Here is a 14,049-nt window from a genome sequence, read left to right on the forward strand (position 1 = left end):
CCGTTCGACGTGACAGGAGCCAGCACGATGGACCCAGTACAGGGCGAGCCCGACATCCACACCACCGCCGGGAAGCTGGCCGACCTCGAGCGTCGTATCGACGAGGCGGTACACGCGGGAAGCGCCCGGGCGATCGAGAAGCAGCACGCCAAGGGCAAGATGACCGCGCGTGAGCGGATCGAGTACCTGCTCGACGAGGGCTCGTTCGTCGAACTCGACGAGTTCGCGCGGCACCGCTCCACCAACTTCGGCCTGGAGAGCAACCGCCCCTACGGGGACGGTGTCGTGACCGGTTCCGGCACGGTCGACGGTCGCCAGGTGTGCGTGTTCTCCCAGGACGTCACCGTGTTCGGAGGCAGCCTGGGCGAGGTGTACGGCGAGAAGATCGTCAAGATCCAGGACCTGGCGATCAAGACCGGCGTCCCGCTGGTGGGCATAAACGAGGGCGGCGGCGCACGCATCCAGGAGGGTGTCGTCTCGCTCGGCCTGTACGGCGAGATCTTCCGCCGCAACGTGATCGCCTCCGGCGTGATCCCGCAGATCTCGCTGATCATGGGCGCCGCGGCCGGCGGCCACGTGTACTCGCCCGCACTCACCGACTTCGTCGTGATGGTCGACCAGACCTCGCAGATGTTCATCACCGGTCCCGACGTGATCAAGACGGTCACCGGCGAGGACGTCACGATGGAGGACCTCGGCGGCGCGCGCACGCACAACAGCAAGTCCGGCAACGCGCACTACATGGGCGCGGACGAGAAGGACGCGCTGGAGTACGTCAAGGGCCTGCTGTCCTACCTGCCGAGCAACAACCTGGAGGAGGCCCCGTCCTTCGACGAGGCCGCCGACCTGGAGACCACGGACTTCGACCGTGACCTGGACACGCTGATCCCGGACTCGGCGAACCAGCCGTACGACATCCACACGGTGATCGAGCACGTCCTGGACGACGCGGACTTCCTGGAGGTCCAGCCGCTGTTCGCGCCGAACATCGTGGTCGGCTTCGGCCGGGTCGAGGGCCGGTCCGTGGGCATCGTGGCGAACCAGCCGATGCAATTCGCCGGCACGCTGGACATCGACGCGTCCGAGAAGGCCGCCCGCTTCGTGCGCACCTGCGACGCGTTCAACATCCCGGTGCTGACCTTCGTGGACGTGCCCGGCTTCCTGCCCGGCACCGACCAGGAGTGGAACGGCATCATCCGGCGCGGCGCGAAGCTGATCTACGCGTACGCCGAGGCCACCGTGCCGCTGGTGACGATCATCACCCGCAAGGCGTACGGCGGCGCGTACGACGTGATGGGCTCCAAGCACCTGGGCGCGGACGTCAACCTGGCCTGGCCGACCGCGCAGATCGCGGTGATGGGCGCGCAGGGAGCGGCCAACATCCTGCACCGGCGCACGATCGCCGCCTCGGACGATCCCGAGGCGACCCGCGCGCGGCTGATCCAGGAGTACGAGGACACGCTGTGCAACCCGTACGTGGCCGCCGAGCGCGGCTACGTGGACGCGGTCATCCGCCCGTCCTCGACCCGGGCGCACGTGGTCAAGGCGCTGCGTGCGCTGCGCGGCAAGCGCGAGACGCTGCCGCCGAAGAAGCACGGCAACATCCCGCTGTAAGTCGGACCACACCGAGTCGGTCCCCGGCGCGTGCGCCGCGGACCGGCTCGGCCAGGGCCTGGAGGTCCCCATGATCAAGGTGGTGCGGGGTGAACCCACCCCGGAGGAATTGGCCGTGATCGTCACCGTCGTGGCGGCCAAGGCGAGCGGCGGCACGATCGCGCCCGAACCCGCGGCGCCCTCGCAGTGGAATGCGCCGGCCCGACTGGTGCGCCGGCCGCTGCGGCCCGGCCCCGGTGCCTGGCGCGCGAGTGCCTGGCCGTCCTGAAGGATTGCCCCTTCGACCGAGGCCGCTCTTCGACCCGAGGCCGGCTCGCCGGCGTGAGGCCACTCCTTCGACGTCGAGGGCTGCTGCTTCGAGCCGAAGAGTCGCTTCTCCGACTATCGGCAGATCGAATGTCGGCATATCGCACGACCCGACTTGAGTACTCCTACTCAAGATCGCACGGCGGTGCGCACCGCACGATGGACGCATGCGTGACCGTGAGGAGTTCTCCGAGGAAACCCGGCGCGCCGTGGCCCAGCTGCGGCGCGCCGTGTGGATCCTGCCCGTGGTGGTGATCCTCGCCCTGCTCGTACTCGGCCTGTGAGCGGGCGGCCCGTGCCCGACCGGCGGGCCCACGCCCGGTACGTTGGCGGCATGACCGACCGCTCCCCTTCCCGTTCCCTCGTGCTCGCCTCGGCCTCTCCCGCGCGCCTGAAGCTGCTGCGCGACGCCGGGCTGGACCCCAAGGTCGTGGTCAGCGGCGTCGACGAGGACGCGCTCACCGCCGCCACGCCGCGCGAACTCGCGCTGCTGCTGGCCCAGGCCAAGGCCGACGCGGTGGCCGCCGGGCTCGCCGGCGACGAACTGGTCGTGGGCTGCGACTCGGTCCTGGAGCTGGACGGCCGCGCGCTGGGCAAGCCGGCCGACGCCGCCGAGGCGTGGGAGCGCTGGCAGTCGATGCGCGGGCGCGCCGGCGTGCTGCTGACCGGGCACTGCGTGATCGACCGCCGCAGCGGGCTGCGGGTGTCGGACGTGGCGGCCACCACGGTGCGGTTCGGGACGCCGTCCGACGACGAGGTCGCCGCGTACATCGCCACCGGTGAACCGCTGCACGTGGCGGGCGCGTTCACCCTGGACGGCTACGCGTCGCCGTTCGTGGACGGCATCGACGGCGACCCGGGCAACGTGATCGGCCTGTCGCTGCCACTGCTGCGCCGGCTCCTGGACGGCGTGGGCGTGCGGATCATCGACCTGTGGACCTGACCCGACCGGGCCGCTCCGGGCGCTGACACACCGTCAGGAGTCGGGCCCGTCCGACCGGTTCAGGTCGCGGCGGACCGGACCGGGGCCGAGGTTGGGCAGCCTGGACGGCGGTTGCGGGTGGTACGAGCCGGCGCTCGGCTGCTGCTGCGGCACGTAGGGCTGCGGGGCGGGTTCGGCGTAGGCGTTCGGGGCCCACGGGCCGCCGCCGGGAACCGGAGCGCCGACCGGGCCGAGCCCGGGGCCGCGACCGGGACCACGCGGCGGGGGCGGCGCGGGGGTGCCGCGCAGCGCGGCCAGCAGCGCGAGCGGCACTGCGATCGCGGCGAGCACGAGCAGTGGCAGCGGTACGCCGCCGGGCTTCTTGGTCAGCCACTCCACCCAGCCGTAGTCGGCCGACGCGGCCTGTAGGTCCGGCCACACCGGTCCGCACGCCGCGCCCAGCCCGAATGCCGCGATCGCGGGCTCCGGACGCAGCCCGCCGACCACCACGCCGATCGCCGCCGCACCCGCGCAGCGCACCGCGAGCTGATGTCCGGAGCCGGCCGCCGGGCCGATCAGCTCGGCCAGTACCAGCGCGAGCGCGGCCAGGCCGATCGCGTACGCCCCGAGCATCCGGGCCGCGACCGCGCCCAGGATGCCCGCGACGGCGAGCCCGAGCAGCCACGGCACGTATTCGCCCGGCCCGTCCAGGCCCAGCCCCGGGTTGCCCTCGGTGCGATCCCAGGCGAACAGCGCGGCCGGGAAGGCGGCCAGCCCTACCGCCATCGCCAGCAGCGCGCCCGCGACCGAGCGGACCCCGTCCACCCGGTAGGTCAGCACCGCGGCCACCAGGCAGCCCGCCAGTGCGACGATCGGCCACAGGCCGAGCACCTTGGGTTTGTCGTCGCCCATCACGATGGTCGCCGCGGACACCCCGACGCCCGCCAGCCCGAGCAGGAACACCCCGCCGAATGCGCCGACTTCGGTTTCCTGCCAGCCCCGGCCCGGTGGCACCAGGACCCGTCCGGTGGGCAGCAGGATCAGCAGGTAGCCGAACGCGGCGAGCGGCAGCCAGGTCTGCAGACCGGCCCCGGACTCCCACATCGGGTCGAGCACGTCGCGCCCGCCGAGCACGAACAGCAGCGGTACGGCCGCCGCGAGGGTCGCCGCGAACGCGGCGTTCAGCGGCGCCTGGTGTCGGGGAACCGCGAGGTGGATCCACAACACCACGCCGACCAACACCTGGACCGCGAAGCCGAATCGCAACAGATAGACGAAGCCGAGCCAGCGCGCGGCGCCCGAGCCGTCGTAGTGCGCGGCGATCGGGTCGAGCGCGGTGGTCAGCGCGGCACCGGCCAGACCGATCACCAACACGCCGCCGACCGCGCCGCGACGGTGGGTGAACACGCTGTCGGTGAGCCCGACCCCGCCGATCATCAACGGCACCGCCCACGGCAACAGCACCGCGACCAGATCCCACACCGACCAGTCGCCGGCGCCGGGGGGCACCGGGGCCGAGCCGTAGGCGGCCGGGTCCGCGGTGGCCGGAGCCGGTGCGGAGGGGTCGATGCCGGCCCGGAGCAGCACCAGCGCGGCGGCCGTGCCGAGCACGACCAACAGCACACCCGGTACCCACTCCAGGGACAGCCGGCCCACCGGTTCGGGGCGCCGCGCGCGGCCCTCCGTGAATCCGGCGCCGGCCTCGTAGGCCTTGCGTACCACTCCGCCGGCCATGGCCGTCTCCCCCGGGTCGTTTTACAGGCAGCTTAGGGAAGAACGGCGGTCGTCCGCTCCCGAAGCGCAAGACGCGGACCCGACCGATCCGGATCCGCCGGAAGTCCCTCGACCGTCCCTCGGCTGCGTCTCGGACATCGGTGCGGCGTCCTGTGGTCGTCGCTCGACGAGTCGAGTCCCGCTCTCCTCGGGACGCGGCCCAAGACCTGGGGATCGCCCGGCCATTACCTCGGAGGGAATCGACCGCCCCACCACGTGTCGAGCACAGTCGTCGATGTCGGCAATCGACCCTGGAGGACCCCATGAGCGCCCAGTCCCTGCACTCCACGTTCGCGACCGGTGGGCCCGGCGACCGCGCCGTCCGCGGCGACACCGGCCTGCTGCGCATCGCCCTGCGCCTCGACGCGATCGCCACCGGCGCGGTGGGCCTGGCCGCACTCGCCGGTTGTGCCGCCTTCGACGGCGCGCTCGGCCTGCCCACCGCGTTCCTGGCCGGCCTCGGCGCGTTCCTGGTGCTGTACGCGCTCGGCGTCTGGCGGGTGGCCGGCCGATCCACACCGCACCGCACCGCCGTGCGCGTGGTGATCGGGCTCAACCTGCTGTGGTTCGCGGACAGCGTGCTGACGGCCGTCGCGGGCTGGTTGGACCCGACCGGTCTGGGCACCACCCTCATCGTGCTTCAGGCGATCGCGGTGCTCGCCTTCGCCGATGTGCAGGTCTTCGCCCTGCGCAAGGCGAACAAGTCCGTGCGGTGAGTGCGGTGACCGCACGCAGGAGAGTCGGTGGGCCGTTGCGGACGCACCGTGCCGAGTTCGTGGAACACCGCGTACGGTCGGGTGCCATGAGTTCAGGATCCGGGAGTGTCGTCGTCGAACGGCCCGCCGGCCGCACCGCCGGCCGGCGATCGAGCGGGGAGTTGATCCGGCACTGGCGGCAACACCGGCGGCTGAGCCAGCTGGAGCTGTCCGTGGAGGTCGAGGTGTCCACCCGACACCTGAGCTTCATCGAGACCGGCCGCGCGGTGCCCAGTCGGGACATGGTGCTGCGGCTGGCCGAATATCTGGAGGTCCCCCTGCGCGAACGCAACCGGATGCTCCTTGCCGCGGGTCATGCCCCGGCGTACAACGAAAGCCGCCTGGACGCGCCGGAACTGGACGCGGTGATGACCGCGATACGGCAGATCCTGGTCGGGCACGGGCCGTACCCGGCGGTGATCGTGGACCGGGCATGGAACATCGTCGACGCGACGCCGAGCATCGCGCTGTTCACCGAAGGCGTGGCTCCCGAACTGCTCACCGATCCGCTGAACGCCTACCGGGTGAGCCTGCACCCCGAGGGCATGGCGCCGCGGATCGTCAACCTCGCACAGTGGCGCGCGCACCTGCTGCACCGACTGCGTCGGCAAGCCGCGATCACCGCGGACCCGCTGGTCCAGGCGCTGTACGAGGAGGTGAGCGGCTACCCGGGCGGCGAGCCGCCGAACGCGGCCGGCCCCGGCGCGCCGGCCATCCCGTTGGGCATCCGGTTCGGCGGGGAGGTGCTCTCCTTCGTGAGCACGGTGGCCACCTTCGGTACCGCGGTCGACATCACCGTGGCGGAGATCTCGATCGAGTCGTTCTACCCCGCGGACAAGCGCACCGGGCAGATCCTCCGCGAGTTGCACGGCGACTGACCGGGCGGCCGGGGTGAGTTGGCCGGGGCGAGGCGGCCGGGCCCCGGGTGGGTCGGCCGGGTGGCGGAGGGCGCGGCGGGGTCGGGGTCGGCTTGGGCTCGGATGCCGACTCGGGCTCGGGTGCGGGATCGGGCTCGGTTCGAGCCGAGGCCGGGCCGGGCGCGGGTTCGAAGCCGGGCTCAGACCCGGGTCCGATCTGCGGCCGGGCTCAGGCTCGGGTTCGGCTCGCAGCCGGGCTCAGGGGGTCCGCGTTCGGTCCGCGGTCGGACTCAGGTTCGGAGCCGGTGGCCCCACACCTCGACCGGCTCGGTCGTCGGGTCGGGGCGCCATTCGCCGAGGCGGGCCCAGTCCCAGGATCGGAACGCGGCGAGCGCGGCATGGTTGCCCCGGGCCACTCGCACCGCGGCGAACTGGGCATCGGTGCCCGCGAGCAGCTTCTCCCGCATCCGGCCGGCCAACCCCTGGCGGCGGTGCTGGGGTACGACCATCAGGTCCACGATCACGAACACCTTGCCGGCCGCGGCCGATTCGGCCACGTCCTCGGGCAACTCGCCGTGGAAGCCGGTCCACCAGCCACTCGCCCGCCGAGGCGGGAAGCCGTACGTGCAGCCCGCCGCCTCGCCGGACCCGTTCGCGACCACCATCTCGAACCCGGGCTGTTGGATGTGCTCGGCGTAGCGCCGCAGGAAATCGGGGCGGCCCGGCGGGTCCTCGCCGTAGGTCTTGACGTATGTATCCGCGACGGACTCCCGCTGCTGGTCGGCCTGCCAACGGGTCAGCCGGCGCAAGAACACCTCTGCCACCAGTACCTCCTGCCCAGGCATGGGATGCCGTAGACGTTCACATCGTGGCAGCCGGCCCCGCCCGGGGGAAACACCGCGAGCCGAATACCGCCGGCCGGGCAGCCGAGCCGCCTCGGCCGACGCGACGCACAGGTTGGGCGCGGCGAGGTCGAACCGCCCGGCGAGATCCGGAAGACGGTCGTGATGGGCGGACACCGTGGACGTGGAACGCGAACGCGACGCTCTGTCGGATACCTCGCCACTCGGCGGGCCGCCCTGATCCGGGCGGCGGACGGCCGCACCGACGCCCGGGAGCGAGCGAACCGTGCCCGGCCGTCCTGAAACGCACCCGCCACGCCGGCCACGCGGGCATCATCCGCGAGCCCCTGACCCCGACCGCCGACCTCACCGACCCCACCGCCTGACCCCGCCCCCTCGCCCCCTCGCCCCGGGCAACCACCTGCCCCCGGCCGCCGCCAGGCGACCCCGCGCCAGGTGGTTTGCGTGTTTCGCCCTCTCCTGGGGGCATGCGCTCGTAGCCTGCGCACGGGACAGTGCGAGGAGAGGGTCGATGGCGCGAGACGTACGGGAACCGGGCAATGCGTGGGACACGTGTGCCGACGGTCACAACGAGCACGAGTGGGTGTACCAGTACGGGCCCGACGGGCCGACCGGCAATCCGTGGGCCAAAGCCTGCAAGCACTGCGGGAAGATGGCGGGCGCGAACGTGCCCGAAAGCGGGCTGCTGGGACGCTCCTCCGGTGGTGACTGTCTGGGCGGTTGACCGGACCCGACAAAAAACTGGAACACGTTTCAGCTATACCCGAGCATCGGTGCCCACCACGTTCGGAGTACGTTGACCCCACCGGCAACGTGGCCGGCAGCTCCACCGCAGGCCATGAACATGGCGGGTTGCCGTACCCATGACGAGGTGGGGCGGCGAATTGTGCCCGCCTTCGAATCCCTAGACTCTCCGCAGTTGAGGAGGGAGCCAGATCGTGCGCAAGGTACTCATCGCCAACCGTGGGGAAATCGCGGTCCGCGTCGCCCGAGCATGCCGGGATGCCGGCATCGCCAGTGTGGCCGTCTACGCCGAGCCGGACCGGGATGCTCTGCACGTGCGGGTGGCCGACGAGGCCCACGCGCTCGGCGGAAACACTCCGGCCGAGAGCTACCTGGACGTGGCCAAGGTTTTGCAGGCCGCCCAGGACTCCGGCGCGGACGCCATCCACCCCGGATACGGATTCCTGTCGGAGAACGCGGAATTCGCCCAGGCCGTGCTGGACGCCGGCCTCACCTGGATCGGACCGCCGCCGCAGGCGATCCGCGATCTCGGTGACAAGGTGGCCGCCCGGCACATCGCCCAGCGGGCCGGCGCGCCCCTGGTCGCCGGCACCCCGGACCCGGTCTCGGGTGCCGAGGAAGTGGTGGAGTTCGCGAAGGCCAACGGCCTGCCGATCGCCATCAAGGCCGCCTTCGGCGGTGGCGGGCGCGGCCTCAAGGTGGCCCGCACCCTCGAAGAGGTTCCCGAGCTGTACGACTCGGCGGTGCGCGAGGCGGTGGCCGCGTTCGGCCGCGGCGAGTGCTTCGTCGAGCGTTACCTGGACAAGCCGCGGCACGTCGAGACCCAGTGTCTGGCCGACACCCACGGCAACGTGGTGGTCGTGTCCACCCGCGACTGTTCGCTCCAGCGCCGGCACCAGAAGCTCGTCGAGGAGGCGCCCGCGCCGTTCCTGACCGAGGAGCAGAACGCCGAGCTGTACCGCGCGTCGAAGGCCATCCTCAAGGAGGCCGGCTACGTCGGCGCCGGGACCTGCGAGTTCCTGGTGGGCCAGGACGGCACCATCTCCTTCCTCGAGGTCAACACCCGTCTCCAGGTCGAGCACCCGGTCACCGAAGAGGTCACCGGCATCGACCTGGTGCGCGAGATGTTCCGGATCGCCGACGGCGAGGAACTCGGCTACGACGACCCGCCGCTGCGCGGTCACTCGTTCGAGTTCCGGATCAACGGCGAGGACCCGGGGCGCGGCTTCCTGCCCGCTCCCGGCGAGGTCACCAAGTGGCTGCCGCCGTCCGGCCCGGGCGTACGCCTGGACTCGGGCGTCGAGCAGGGCTCGGTGATCGGTCCCGCGTGGGACTCGCTGCTCGCGAAGTTGATCGTCACCGGTCGCGACCGCGGGCAGGCGCTCCAGCGGGCCAAGCGCGCGCTGGACGAGTTCGTCGTCGACGGCATGGCGACCGCGCTCACCTTCCACCGCGAGGTGGTGGTGGACCCGGCGTTCGCGCCCGAGCTCGACGGCTCGACCGACCCGTTCACCGTGCACACCCGGTGGATCGAGACCGGGTTCGAGAACACGATCGCCCCGTTCGGCGGCGGCGCGGAGGCGGCCGAGGAGGCCGGCGAGCGCGAGACGGTCGTGGTCGAGGTCAACGGTCGGCGCTTCGAGGTCACCCTCCCGGCGGGCCTGGGCGCGTCCGGTGCGGCCCCGGCCGCGGGGAAGAAGGCGCCCAAGCGCGGCGGTGCCAAGAAGGCAGGCGCCGCGGCGAGCGGCGACTCGTTGGCCAGCCCGATGCAGGGCACCATCGTCAAGGTCGCGGTCGAGGAGGGTCAGCAGGTCGCCGAGGGCGAGCTGATCGTGGTCCTCGAGGCGATGAAGATGGAACAGCCGCTCAACGCCCACCGGGCCGGCACCGTCAAGGGCCTGGTCGCCGAGGTCGGCGCGACGGTCACGTCCGGCGCGGTGCTCTGCGAGATCAAGGACTGACCCGAAGCAGGACCCGGCCGGGATCACACCCCGATCCCGACGGATGACACGATCGCCCCCGCCCGACGCCTCGGTGCGGGGGCGATCCTTTCCGTGAACCGAAGCCCGAGGGGTTCGGCTTGGACCTGTTTTTCCTGATCGCCACCGCCGTCGCGGCCGGTGGCGCCGGGATCGGCCTGGGCATGCGCTGGTCCGATCGTCGACGCGCGGCCCGGTCGGCGCTTTCGCCCCCGCGCCGCACCGCGTCGGGGTGAACCGGCGGCCTTCTCGGTTCCGCCCGAGTTGCTCGAACGGGCACGCGCCGAACAGGTCGCGTGGCTGGGCGAGGACGTGACCGAACGACTCGCCGAGTCGACCCGACACACGCAGGCACTCGTACCAACCGCACGGCCGGCAGCGTTGGCGGCGCAGTTGCGCGCCCTGGACGCGCGCGAGGCGGCTTCGTGGGTGTTGCGGAACGCCGAGGATCTGCCCGATCTCGCGGGCGCGTGGGTGTTGGTGTGGCACGGTGTGCGGGCATTGGAGGCGGCCGCGGAGCCCGACGGGTCGGCCGGCTCGGACGACGGCGTCGACGCGCATCACCGATTCGACGTCTCGGTCTGTCTGTTCAACCCGCTGCACGGCGCCGCGCACGCCACGATGCGTCGGGCGATGCGAGGTCTGGCCGCGCCGGTACCGGCGTGTTGGACGTGCCTGATCGCCGGGAGCGAGCGCACGATGCCGGACATCCTCACCCAGCGGGTCGCCGACGGGGCATACCTGCCCTACTACGAGATCCCGGCGACGCGCAGCGTGTGGTCGGCGACGGGGTTCGGCGCGTTCGGCGGGGACCTGGTCGAACAGGTGCGGAACTCGTTGCCCGGGGGGCGCCGGGCAGTCGGCGAGTGACACCTGATCGTGGGGGCGTGATCACTGGTCGGGCATCACCCCCGGGACGCGCATGTCCCGCATCCGCTCCCCGTTGAACTCCGCGCGGGCGCCGGGAACGGCCCGCTGCGGGAGGGGGGCGATGTGCACCTGTGCGCCCAGCTCGGCCAGGGCCTCGCTTTCCGGGCCGGGAGCGTCCTCGTCGGTGACGAGGTGGGTGATGCGCTCGGGGGCCACCGTCTGGAACATGGTGTCCACACCGATCTTGGTGTGGTCGACCATGACGACGACCTCGTGGGCGGCCTGGATCAGGGCGCGATCCACACTCGCGGACAGCATGTTGGGGGTGGACAGGCCACGCTCGGCGGTCAGCCCGTTGCCGGACACGAACGCGCGGCGCACGCGCAGACCCGCCAGGGCCTGCTCGGCTCCGCTGCCGACCAACGCGTACGACGACCCGCGCAGCGTGCCGCCGGTCATCACGACCTCGACCCGGTTGGCGTGGGCGAGGACCTGCGCGACGAGGAGGGAGTTGGTGACCACGGTCAGGCCCGGGATTCGGGCCAGCCTGCGGGCCAGCTCCTGCGTGGTGGTGCCGGCGCCCACGACGATCGCGTCCCCCTCGTCGACGAGGGAGACCGCGAGGTCGGCCATGGCCGCCTTCTCCGCCGCCGCGAGGTGGGTCTTCTGCGAATAGCTCGGCTCACGGGACAGCCCACCGGGCAGCACCGCTCCACCGTGCCGACGGTCGAGCAGCCCTTCGGCTTCCAGGGCCCGCACGTCCCGCCGAACCGTCACCTCGGACGTCTGGACCACCCGGGCGAGTTCCCGTAGGGACACCGCTCCGTTGGCCCGCACCATTTCAAGAATCAGTTGACGACGCTCTGCTGCGAACACGTGACGAAGGTAACGCGAACGACCGGCTCTTATCAGCCGCTTGCGACTCTTACCCGAACTTGTTCATCAAAGTGATAAGACCGCTTCGGTTTCCGGGCGCAGCGAAGCCGCAGCGTTCGGGAGGGCCAACCATAACGCTGTCCACCCGGAGCCGGATACCGTTGCGTACACCGATTTTGATTCCGCGTCAGCCGGACTCGACGGATGCGGAACACACCGCGAGGCGGCGATCACACGCGGTCCGATTCGAGTATGCGCGGCGACGTCGGAGCACAGCGGATGTTCGAGAAAAGCCACCCGTAAGTGGAGTCCCCGGGAGCGCTGAATCCGAATTCCGCGCGCCCCTCGCACGCCGGAGGCCACCCGCCTCCGGTCGGAATGATCTTGAAGCCGTATTGATCTTGGCCGCAGGGGCCGCCCCCGGGGTGGGCCGCGTCGATAAAGGTCGGCGCGGCGCGATCGTCACGGCGGGATCGCCGGCACCCCGGGATCGGCCCGGCCGATTCGCCCCGGAGCGGTCAGGAACGCTCGCGCCGGTGCAATTGCCGGGCGGCTTCCGCGATCGAGCCCGAAAGGGAGGGGTAGACGGTGAATCCGCTGGCGATCTGGTCGACCGTCAAGTGCAGGTCCACGGCGAGTGCGACGGTGTGGATCAACTCGCTCGCGCGCGGCGCCACGATCACACCGCCGACCACGATCCCGGTACCCGGGCGGCAGAACAGCTTCACGAAACCGTCGTGAATGCCCTGCATCTTCGCGCGCGGGTTGCGCGACAGCGGCAGCTTCACACCGCGCGCGTCGATCTCGCCCGCGTCGATCGACGCCTGGGTATATCCCACCGTGGCGATCTCGGGATCGGTGAACACGTTCGAGGACACGGCCTTGAGGTTCAGCGGGGCCACCGCGTCGCCGAGCATGTGGTACATCGCGATCCGGCCCTGCATCGCCGCGACGGACGCGAGCGCGAACACGCCGGTGCAGTCGCCCGCCGAGTACACCCCGTTCGCGGTGGTGCGCGAGACCCGGTCCACCCGCACGTGTCCGGTGTCCTTGAGGAAGACGCCCGCTTCCTCCAAGCCGATGCCCGCGGTGTTCGGGATCGCGCCGACGGCGACCAGGCAGTGGCTGCCCTCGACGATCTGGCCGTCGGTCAGCGTGACGATGACGCTGTCCCCGTCCCGCTTGACGCTCTCCGCGCGCGAGCGCGACATCACTCGCATGCCACGCCGACGGAACACTCCTTCGAGCACCTCGGCCGCGTCCGGGTCCTCGCCCGGCAGCACCCGGTCGCGGCTGGAGACCAGGGTCACCTTCGAGCCGAGCGCCTGGTACGCACCGGCGAACTCGGCGCCGGTGACACCGGAGCCGACCACGATCAGCTCGCGCGGCAGCTCGGACAGGCCGTACATCTGCTTCCAGTTCAGGATCCGCTCGCCATCCGGCTCCGCCCCCGGGATCTCGCGCGGGTGCGCCCCGGTGGAGATCAGGATCGCGTCCGCGTCCAGCGTGCGCTCGGTGCCGTCGGCCAGGTCGGCCACCACGCGGCGCGGCCCGTCGAGGCGGGCGGTGCCGCGCAGCACCCGCACGCCGGCGCGCGTGACGCTCTGCGCGATGTCGTTGGACTGGGCCTTGGCCAGTTGCAGCACGCGGCGGTTGACCACGCCCAGGTCCACGCCCACGATCGGGCGATCCAGCGTGCCGGGGGTGCCGTCGTCGACGTAGATACCGAGCTCGTGGTGCGAGTCGGCGAAGTTCGTCATGACCTCGGCCGTGGCGATCAGGGTCTTGGACGGGACACAGTCCGTCAGTACAGCCGCACCACCCACACCTTCGCGCTCTACCACCGTCACCTCGGCTCCGAGCTGTGCCGCGACCAAAGCCGCCTCGTACCCGCCGGGTCCTCCGCCTACGATCACAATCCGAGTCACGGGTGTCATTCTCTCCCATGCCCGCGCGTCGCGTAGGCTGCGGCCATGCCCCTCTACGCCGCGTACGCAAGCAACCTCGACGCGCGGCAGATGGCTCGGCGTGCCCCACACTCCCCTCTGCGCCACACCGGTTGGCTGCCCGGCTGGCGGCTGACCTTCGGCGGCGAGCAGTTGGGCTGGGACGGATCGCTGGCCACGGTCGTCGAGGACGAGTTGTCCCAGGTATTCGTCGCGCTGTACGACCTGGCCGAGATGGACGAGCCCGACCTCGACCGCTGGGAGGGCATGCCGCTGGGCCTGTACCGCAAGGTCCGGGTCCGGGTGGAGTCGCTCTTCGGCGAGCAGTTGGCGTGGCTGTACGTCCTCAACGACTACGAGGGCGGCCTGCCCTCGGCGCGCTACCTCGGCATGGTCGCCGAGTCGGCCGAGTCCGCCGGTGCCCCCGACGACTACGTCAAGGAACTCCGCAACCGCCCCTGCTCGTAACCCGGCCAGGCACGCGCGGTCGGCCACACCCGGCCGACCGCCGTCGGCGACCCGCGTCGCCCGCCCGTCCGCCGCG

The 14,049-nt window shown here is 71.6% G+C and carries 15 protein-coding genes; 11 read left to right on the top strand and 4 right to left on the bottom strand.

Annotated elements, in window-relative coordinates:
* Positions 1–27: 27 nt before the first annotated feature.
* From A3IC_RS0124145 to A3IC_RS0124160, 4 genes are all read left to right on the top strand, one after another.
* Positions 28–1,614: an acyl-CoA carboxylase subunit beta gene (locus A3IC_RS0124145; protein WP_026218665.1), complete on the top strand. Its 1,587-nt coding sequence runs from the start codon at positions 28–30 to the stop codon at positions 1,612–1,614.
* 70 nt (positions 1,615–1,684) lie between these two features.
* Positions 1,685–1,882: an acyl-CoA carboxylase subunit epsilon gene (locus A3IC_RS0124150; protein ID WP_020552637.1), complete on the top strand. Its 198-nt coding sequence runs from the start codon at positions 1,685–1,687 to the stop codon at positions 1,880–1,882.
* 205 nt (positions 1,883–2,087) lie between these two features.
* Complete coding sequence (gene mmpB, locus A3IC_RS73610) at positions 2,088–2,204, top strand: morphogenic membrane protein MmpB (protein WP_020552638.1); 117 nt, start codon at positions 2,088–2,090, stop codon at positions 2,202–2,204.
* Positions 2,205–2,254: 50 nt separating this feature from the next.
* Positions 2,255–2,863, top strand: coding sequence for a Maf family protein (locus tag A3IC_RS0124160; protein ID WP_026218666.1), 609 nt, complete (start codon positions 2,255–2,257; stop codon positions 2,861–2,863).
* A 33-nt stretch (positions 2,864–2,896) separates the two neighbouring features.
* Here A3IC_RS0124160 and A3IC_RS0124165 read toward each other — a convergent pair whose 3' ends face one another.
* On the bottom strand, positions 2,897–4,576 hold the full coding sequence (locus A3IC_RS0124165) for a hypothetical protein (RefSeq protein ID WP_026218667.1): 1,680 nt from the start codon (positions 4,574–4,576) through the stop codon (positions 2,897–2,899).
* A 302-nt stretch (positions 4,577–4,878) separates the two neighbouring features.
* Between A3IC_RS0124165 and A3IC_RS56275 the strand changes: the two genes are divergently transcribed.
* Entirely contained in the window at positions 4,879–5,331 is a 453-nt protein-coding gene (locus A3IC_RS56275) for a hypothetical protein (RefSeq protein ID WP_020552640.1), read from the top strand.
* 86 nt (positions 5,332–5,417) lie between these two features.
* On the top strand, positions 5,418–6,248 hold the full coding sequence (locus A3IC_RS0124175) for a helix-turn-helix domain-containing protein (protein ID WP_052173757.1): 831 nt from the start codon (positions 5,418–5,420) through the stop codon (positions 6,246–6,248).
* Between the two features lie 269 nt (positions 6,249–6,517).
* Here the strand turns inward: A3IC_RS0124175 and A3IC_RS0124180 are convergent, their stop codons facing one another.
* Entirely contained in the window at positions 6,518–7,051 is a 534-nt protein-coding gene (locus A3IC_RS0124180; protein ID WP_158696078.1) for a GNAT family N-acetyltransferase, read from the bottom strand.
* 550 nt (positions 7,052–7,601) lie between these two features.
* On the opposite strand from A3IC_RS0124180, the gene A3IC_RS0124185 reads away from it, so the two are divergent.
* From A3IC_RS0124185 to A3IC_RS56280, 4 genes are all read left to right on the top strand, one after another.
* Entirely contained in the window at positions 7,602–7,814 is a 213-nt protein-coding gene (locus A3IC_RS0124185; RefSeq protein WP_020552643.1) for a hypothetical protein, read from the top strand.
* A gap of 214 nt (positions 7,815–8,028) precedes the next feature.
* The gene (locus A3IC_RS0124190) at positions 8,029–9,795 is read left to right on the top strand and encodes an acetyl/propionyl/methylcrotonyl-CoA carboxylase subunit alpha (protein WP_020552644.1); all 1,767 of its coding nucleotides are present in this window, start codon (positions 8,029–8,031) and stop codon (positions 9,793–9,795) included.
* Positions 9,796–9,914: 119 nt separating this feature from the next.
* Positions 9,915–10,049 (top strand): hypothetical protein, encoded by a 135-nt coding sequence (locus tag A3IC_RS72635; RefSeq protein ID WP_020552645.1) that lies wholly within the window; start codon positions 9,915–9,917, stop codon positions 10,047–10,049.
* A 28-nt stretch (positions 10,050–10,077) separates the two neighbouring features.
* Positions 10,078–10,683, top strand: a complete 606-nt coding sequence (locus A3IC_RS56280) for a hypothetical protein (RefSeq protein WP_020552646.1) — start codon at positions 10,078–10,080, stop codon at positions 10,681–10,683.
* Between the two features lie 21 nt (positions 10,684–10,704).
* On the opposite strand, the gene A3IC_RS0124205 is transcribed toward A3IC_RS56280, so the two are convergent.
* On the bottom strand, positions 10,705–11,523 hold the full coding sequence (locus A3IC_RS0124205; RefSeq protein WP_020552647.1) for a DeoR/GlpR family DNA-binding transcription regulator: 819 nt from the start codon (positions 11,521–11,523) through the stop codon (positions 10,705–10,707).
* A gap of 554 nt (positions 11,524–12,077) precedes the next feature.
* Positions 12,078–13,496, bottom strand: coding sequence for an NAD(P)H-quinone dehydrogenase (locus tag A3IC_RS0124210; protein WP_026218669.1), 1,419 nt, complete (start codon positions 13,494–13,496; stop codon positions 12,078–12,080).
* Positions 13,497–13,532: 36 nt separating this feature from the next.
* Between A3IC_RS0124210 and A3IC_RS0124215 the strand changes: the two genes are divergently transcribed.
* Entirely contained in the window at positions 13,533–13,973 is a 441-nt protein-coding gene (locus A3IC_RS0124215; protein ID WP_020552649.1) for a gamma-glutamylcyclotransferase family protein, read from the top strand.
* Positions 13,974–14,049: the final 76 nt, after the last annotated feature.

This window comes from Embleya scabrispora DSM 41855, assembly GCF_000372745.1.
Taxonomy (GTDB): Bacteria; Actinomycetota; Actinomycetes; order Streptomycetales; family Streptomycetaceae; genus Embleya; species Embleya scabrispora.

Bases quoted from the DNA above. Each gene is read 5' to 3' on its own strand.
- A3IC_RS0124145 (WP_026218665.1), top strand. From the start codon at position 28: ATGGACCCAGTACAGGGCGAGCCCGACATCCACACCACCGCCGGGAAG.
- A3IC_RS0124150 (WP_020552637.1), top strand. From the start codon at position 1,685: ATGATCAAGGTGGTGCGGGGTGAACCCACCCCGGAGGAATTGGCCGTG.
- mmpB (WP_020552638.1), top strand. From the start codon at position 2,088: ATGCGTGACCGTGAGGAGTTCTCCGAGGAAACCCGGCGCGCCGTGGCC.
- A3IC_RS0124160 (WP_026218666.1), top strand. From the start codon at position 2,255: ATGACCGACCGCTCCCCTTCCCGTTCCCTCGTGCTCGCCTCGGCCTCT.
- A3IC_RS0124165 (WP_026218667.1), bottom strand. From the start codon at position 4,576: ATGGCCGGCGGAGTGGTACGCAAGGCCTACGAGGCCGGCGCCGGATTC.
- A3IC_RS56275 (WP_020552640.1), top strand. From the start codon at position 4,879: ATGAGCGCCCAGTCCCTGCACTCCACGTTCGCGACCGGTGGGCCCGGC.
- A3IC_RS0124175 (WP_052173757.1), top strand. From the start codon at position 5,418: ATGAGTTCAGGATCCGGGAGTGTCGTCGTCGAACGGCCCGCCGGCCGC.
- A3IC_RS0124185 (WP_020552643.1), top strand. From the start codon at position 7,602: ATGGCGCGAGACGTACGGGAACCGGGCAATGCGTGGGACACGTGTGCC.
- A3IC_RS0124205 (WP_020552647.1), bottom strand. From the start codon at position 11,523: ATGGTGCGGGCCAACGGAGCGGTGTCCCTACGGGAACTCGCCCGGGTG.
- A3IC_RS0124210 (WP_026218669.1), bottom strand. From the start codon at position 13,496: ATGACACCCGTGACTCGGATTGTGATCGTAGGCGGAGGACCCGGCGGG.
- A3IC_RS0124215 (WP_020552649.1), top strand. From the start codon at position 13,533: ATGCCCCTCTACGCCGCGTACGCAAGCAACCTCGACGCGCGGCAGATG.